The organism is Thermobifida cellulosilytica TB100 (assembly GCF_001517975.1).
Classification (GTDB): domain Bacteria; phylum Actinomycetota; class Actinomycetes; order Streptosporangiales; family Streptosporangiaceae; genus Thermobifida; species Thermobifida cellulosilytica.
This window is the reverse complement of the sequence record NZ_KQ950192.1, coordinates 1-5,508: the sequence shown is the minus strand read 5'-3', so window position 1 is coordinate 5,508 and position 5,508 is coordinate 1. Positions and strand designations below refer to the sequence as shown.

At 59.9% G+C, this 5,508-nt stretch carries 3 rRNA genes; all 3 read left to right on the top strand.

Annotated features, from left to right (window positions below):
- Positions 1-133: 133 nt before the first annotated feature.
- The 3 genes from AC529_RS19225 (at position 134) to rrf (ending at position 5,504) form a co-directional block, all read left to right on the top strand.
- A 16S ribosomal RNA gene (locus tag AC529_RS19225) occupies positions 134-1,673 on the top strand.
- A 543-nt stretch (positions 1,674-2,216) separates the two neighbouring features.
- Positions 2,217-5,316 (top strand): 23S ribosomal RNA (locus tag AC529_RS19220).
- Positions 5,317-5,388: 72 nt separating this feature from the next.
- Positions 5,389-5,504, top strand: a 5S ribosomal RNA gene (gene rrf / locus AC529_RS19215).
- The 16S, 23S and 5S rRNA genes sit together here, the layout of an rRNA operon.
- The last annotated feature ends 4 nt before the right edge of the window (positions 5,505-5,508 follow it).

The window sequence follows — 5,508 nt, the reverse complement described above, 5'->3', positions numbered from 1 at the left end:
CTGAGTGGGGGTGGGGGTTCCTTTGATCGCCGCCTTGGCTCTGTGTGGGTCGGGGTGGTTGGTTGGGGTTGAGCCTCTGTTTCAGGTTTGCCGCCCCGCGTCCTTGTGTGGGTGTGGGGTTGGTGTGTGACCTTTGATGGAGAGTTTGATCCTGGCTCAGGACGAACGCTGGCGGCGTGCTTAACACATGCAAGTCGAGCGGTAAGGCCCTTCGGGGTACACGAGCGGCGAACGGGTGAGTAACACGTGAGTAACCTGCCCCTGACTCTGGGATAAGCCTGGGAAACCGGGTCTAATACCGGATATGACTCCTGCTCGCATGGGTGGGGGTGGAAAGGTTGGTTTTCCTTCCGGTCGGGGATGGGCTCGCGGCCTATCAGCTTGTTGGTGGGGTGACGGCCTACCAAGGCGATGACGGGTAGCCGGCCTGAGAGGGCGACCGGCCACACTGGGACTGAGACACGGCCCAGACTCCTGCGGGAGGCAGCAGTGGGGAATATTGCGCAATGGGCGGAAGCCTGACGCAGCGACGCCGCGTGGGGGATGAAGGCCTTCGGGTTGTAAACCTCTTTTACCACTCACGCAGGCCTTGGGTTTTCCTGGGGTTGACGGTAGGTGGTGAATAAGGACCGGCTAACTACGTGCCAGCAGCCGCGGTAATACGTAGGGTCCGAGCGTTGTCCGGAATTATTGGGCGTAAAGAGCTCGTAGGCGGCCTGTCGCGTCTGCTGTGAAAGTCCGGGGCTTAACTCCGGGTGTGCAGTGGATACGGGCAGGCTTGAGGTAGGTAGGGGAGACTGGAATTCCTGGTGTAGCGGTGAAATGCGCAGATATCAGGAGGAACACCGGTGGCGAAGGCGGGTCTCTGGGCCTTACCTGACGCTGAGGAGCGAAAGCGTGGGGAGCGAACAGGATTAGATACCCTGGTAGTCCACGCCGTAAACGTTGGGCGCTAGGTGTGGGGACTTTCCACGGTTTCCGTGCCGTAGCTAACGCATTAAGCGCCCCGCCTGGGGAGTACGGCCGCAAGGCTAAAACTCAAAGGAATTGACGGGGGCCCGCACAAGCGGCGGAGCATGTTGCTTAATTCGACGCAACGCGAAGAACCTTACCAAGGCTTGACATCGCCGGTAATCCTCCAGAGATGGGGGGTCCTTCGGGGATCGGTGACAGGTGGTGCATGGCTGTCGTCAGCTCGTGTCGTGAGATGTTGGGTTAAGTCCCGCAACGAGCGCAACCCTTGTTCCATGTTGCCAGCACGTGGTGGTGGGGACTCATGGGAGACTGCCGGGGTCAACTCGGAGGAAGGTGGGGATGACGTCAAGTCATCATGCCCCTTATGTCTTGGGCTGCAAACATGCTACAATGGCCGGTACAGAGGGCGTGCGATGTCGTGAGGCGGAGCGAATCTCTTAAAGCCGGTCTCAGTTCGGATTGGGGTCTGCAACTCGACCCCATGAAGGTGGAGTCGCTAGTAATCGCGGATCAGCAATGCCGCGGTGAATACGTTCCCGGGCCTTGTACACACCGCCCGTCACGTCACGAAAGTCGGCAACACCCGAAGCGCGTGGCCTAACCCTTCGGGGAGGGAGCGTGTGAAGGTGGGGCTGGTGATTGGGACGAAGTCGTAACAAGGTAGCCGTACCGGAAGGTGCGGCTGGATCACCTCCTTTCTAAGGAGCTTGTGGTCGGCTGTGTGGGACGGGGTGTGGTGCTTCGTCCTGTGGTTGTTTGGTCGACCGGCTCGTAAGTGGAACCCGCTTCGTATCCGTGTGGGTGGTGGCTTGGTGGCTGCTGCTTGGGGTGCGGGGTGTGGTACTCGGTGTGTGGGATGAACGAACTTTCCCCTGTGCTGCCTGTGGGTGGTGCGGGGGCGCGCTGTTGGGTGTCTGAGGAAGCAACCGTTTCCTCGCACCGTCCCGCTGGCTGGGGGTCGCCTGGTTGTGGTTGGCGCTGGGGTTGTCCTGGTGTCGGTCGGCCGGGTGGGCTTTCGGTGAGGGCGCCGGGCTGTTGGGTCTGTTGCCGGGGTGCTGGTTCTTTGTGGGCTGGTTGTCCTGGTGCGGGTTCTGGTCTGGTTCTTGGCGGGTGTGTGGGGTGGTTGGTTTCCGTGGTGCCATCCTGGCTTGCTTCGGGCTGTGTGTGGTCTGGTGGTGGCTGGGTGTGTGGCGGGTGTTTTGATTTGTGGATAGTGTGCGCGAGCATCTTGTTTCTGTGGTGGCCAAGCGAGTGTGGCATACGGTGGATGCCTTGGCACCAGGCGCCGATGAAGGACGTGGGAGGCCGCGATAGTCCACGGGGAGTTGTCAACCGAGCGGTGATCCGTGGGTGTCCGAATGGGGGAACCTGGCGTGCGTTATGGCACGTCGCCGCTGTCTGAATGTATAGGGCAGTTGGTGGTGACGCGGGGAAGTGAAACATCTCAGTACCCGTAGGAAGAGAAAACAACAGTGATTCCCTGAGTAGTGGTGAGCGAAAGGGGATGATGGCTAAACCGTGCACGTGTGATACTCGGCAGGGGTTGCGTGTGCGGGGTTGTGGGACGCGTCTGGTCTGGTCTGCCGGCTGGGCGCGGCGATGGCTCGGTTAGTCGAAACCGGTGGGAAACGGTACCGGAGTGGGTGAGAGTCCCGTAGGCGAAGGCTGGGTCTAGTCGTTGGCGTGTTCCCGAGTAGCGCGGAGCCCGAGGAATTCCGTGTGAATCTGGCAGGACCACCTGCTAAGCCTGAATACGTCCTGGTGACCGATAGTGGACGAGTACCGTGAGGGAAAGGTGAAAAGTGCCCCGGTGAGGGGTTGTGAAAGAGTACCTGAAACCGTGTGCCGTCAAGCCGTCAGAGCCTGGTCTTTGTGGTTGGGTGATGGCGTGCCTTTTGAAGAATGAGCCTGCGAGTCATGGTGTGTGGCGAGGTTAACCCGGGTGGGGGAGCCGTAGCGAAAGCGAGTCTGAAGAGGGCGTATTAGTCGCATGCTGTGGACCCGAAGCGGGGTGATCTACCCATGTCCAGGGTGAAGCGGGGGTAAGACTCCGTGGAGGCCCGAACCCACCAGGGTTGAAAACCTGGGGGATGAGGTGTGGGTAGGGGTGAAAGGCCAATCAAACTCCGTGATAGCTGGTTCTCCCCGAAATGCATTTAGGTGCAGCGTCGTGTGGTGCTTGCCGGAGGTAGAGCGACTGGTTGGCTGATGGGCCCGACAAGGTTACTGAGGTCAGCTAAACTCCGAATGCCGGTGAAGTTGAGCGCGGCAGTGAGACTGCGGGGGATAAGCTTCGTGGTCGAGAGGGAAACAGCCCAGATCATCGGCTAAGGCCCCTAAGCGTGTGCTAAGTGGTAAAGGTTGTGGAGTTGCTGAGACAGCCAGGAGGTTGGCTTAGAAGCAGCCATCCTTGAAAGAGTGCGTAATAGCTCACTGGTCGAGTGATTGTGCGCCGACAATGTAGCGGGGCTTAAGCACACCGCCGAAGCCGTGGATGCCGGGTGCTTCTTCGGGAGTGTCTGGTGTGGTAGGGGAGCGTCCTGCGTGGGGTGAAGTTGCGGAGTGATCCGTGGTGGACTGCGTGGGAGTGAGAATGCAGGCATGAGTAGCGATACACGCGTGAGAAACGTGTGCGCCGATTGACTAAGGGTTCCTGGGGCAGGTTAATCCGCCCAGGGTGAGTCGGGGCCTAAGGCGAGGCCGACAGGCGTAGTCGATGGATAACGGGTTGATATTCCCGTACCCGTCCGCGTGCGCCAGTACCGAGGCTTCTGATGCTAACCACCACCGGCTGGGGCGATGCCTTCGGGTGTTGTTTCTGGTCGGCGTGGGGTCCGAGGGGGTAGTAGGTAAGCGATGGGGTGACGCAGGGGGGTAGCTCTACCGGGCGGTGGTTGTCCCGGGTCAAGCGTGTAGCCTGGAGCATAGGTAAATCCGTGTTCCGTGACGGGTGAGGCGTGATGTCGAGGCGTTGAGCCGAAGTGAGTGATCCCGTGCTGCCGAGAAAAGCCTCTAGCGAGTGCGTGGGCGGCCCGTACCCGAAACCGACGCAGGTGGTCTGGTAGAGAATACCGAGGCGTTCGGGTGAACCATGGTTAAGGAACTCGGCAAATTGTCCCCGTAACTTTGGGAGAAGGGGAGCCCTGTCTGGTGATGGACTTCGCGTCCGGAGCTGGGTGGGGTCGCAGAGGCCAGGGGGAAGCGACTGTTTACTAAAAACACAGGTCCGTGCGAAGTCGTAAGACGCTGTATACGGACTGACGCCTGCCCGGTGCCGGAACGTTAAGAGGACTGGTTAGACGGGTTTGTCCTGTCGAAGCTGGGAATCTAAGCGCCGGTAAACGGCGGTGGTAACTATAACCATCCTAAGGTAGCGAAATTCCTTGTCGGGTAAGTTCCGACCTGCACGAATGGCGTAACGACTTCCCCGCTGTCTCAACCGTGGGCCCGGTGAAATTGCACTACGAGTAAAGATGCTCGTTTCGCGCAGCAGGACGGAAAGACCCCGGGACCTTCACTACAGCTTGACATTGGTGTTTGGGATGGCTTGTGTAGGATAGGTGGGAGCCTGTGAGGCCTGGACGCTAGTTCGGGTGGAGGCGTTGGTGAAATACCACTCTGGCTGTTTCGGGCATCTAACCTGGGGCCGTGATCCGGTTCGGGGACAGTGTCTGGTGGGTAGTTTAACTGGGGCGGTTGCCTCCTAAAGGGTAACGGAGGCGCCCAAAGGTTCCCTCGGCCTGGTTGGCAATCAGGTGGTGAGTGTAAGTGCACAAGGGAGCTTGACTGTGAGACGGACGTGTCGAGCAGGTGCGAAAGCAGGGACTAGTGATCCGGCGTCGGCGTGTGGAAGCGGCGTCGCTCAACGGCTAAAAGGTACCCCGGGGATAACAGGCTGATCTTCCCCAAGAGTCCGTATCGACGGGATGGTTTGGCACCTCGATGTCGGCTCGTCGCATCCTGGGGCTGGAGTTGGTCCCAAGGGTTGGGCTGTTCGCCCATTAAAGCGGCACGCGAGCTGGGTTTAGAACGTCGTGAGACAGTTCGGTCCCTATCCGCTGCGCGCGTTGGAGACTTGAGAAGGGCTGTCCCTAGTACGAGAGGACCGGGATGGACGAACCTCTGGTGTGCCAGTTGTTCCGCCAGGAGCATGGCTGGTTGGCTACGTTCGGGAGAGATAACCGCTGAAAGCATCTAAGCGGGAAGCTTGCTTCGAGATGAGGTCTCCTGCCACCTTTGAGTGGGTAAGGCTCCCTAGAGATGATGGGGTTGATAGGCCGGATGTGGAAGCCCTGTGAGGGGTGGAGCTGACCGGTACTAATCGGCCGAGGGCTTGTCCACCGCAGATGCTGGGTGTTCGCGCACGCTGTTTGAGGTTTCCCGTGCTCCTGTGTGGGGTGTCGGGGTTGGGGTTACGGCGGTCATAGCGGGCGGGGTCCACCCGGTCCCTTTCCGAACCCGGTAGTTAAGCCGTCCAGCGCCGATGGTACTGCCCTGTGGTGGGGTGGGAGAGTAGGTCGCCGCCGTACACAT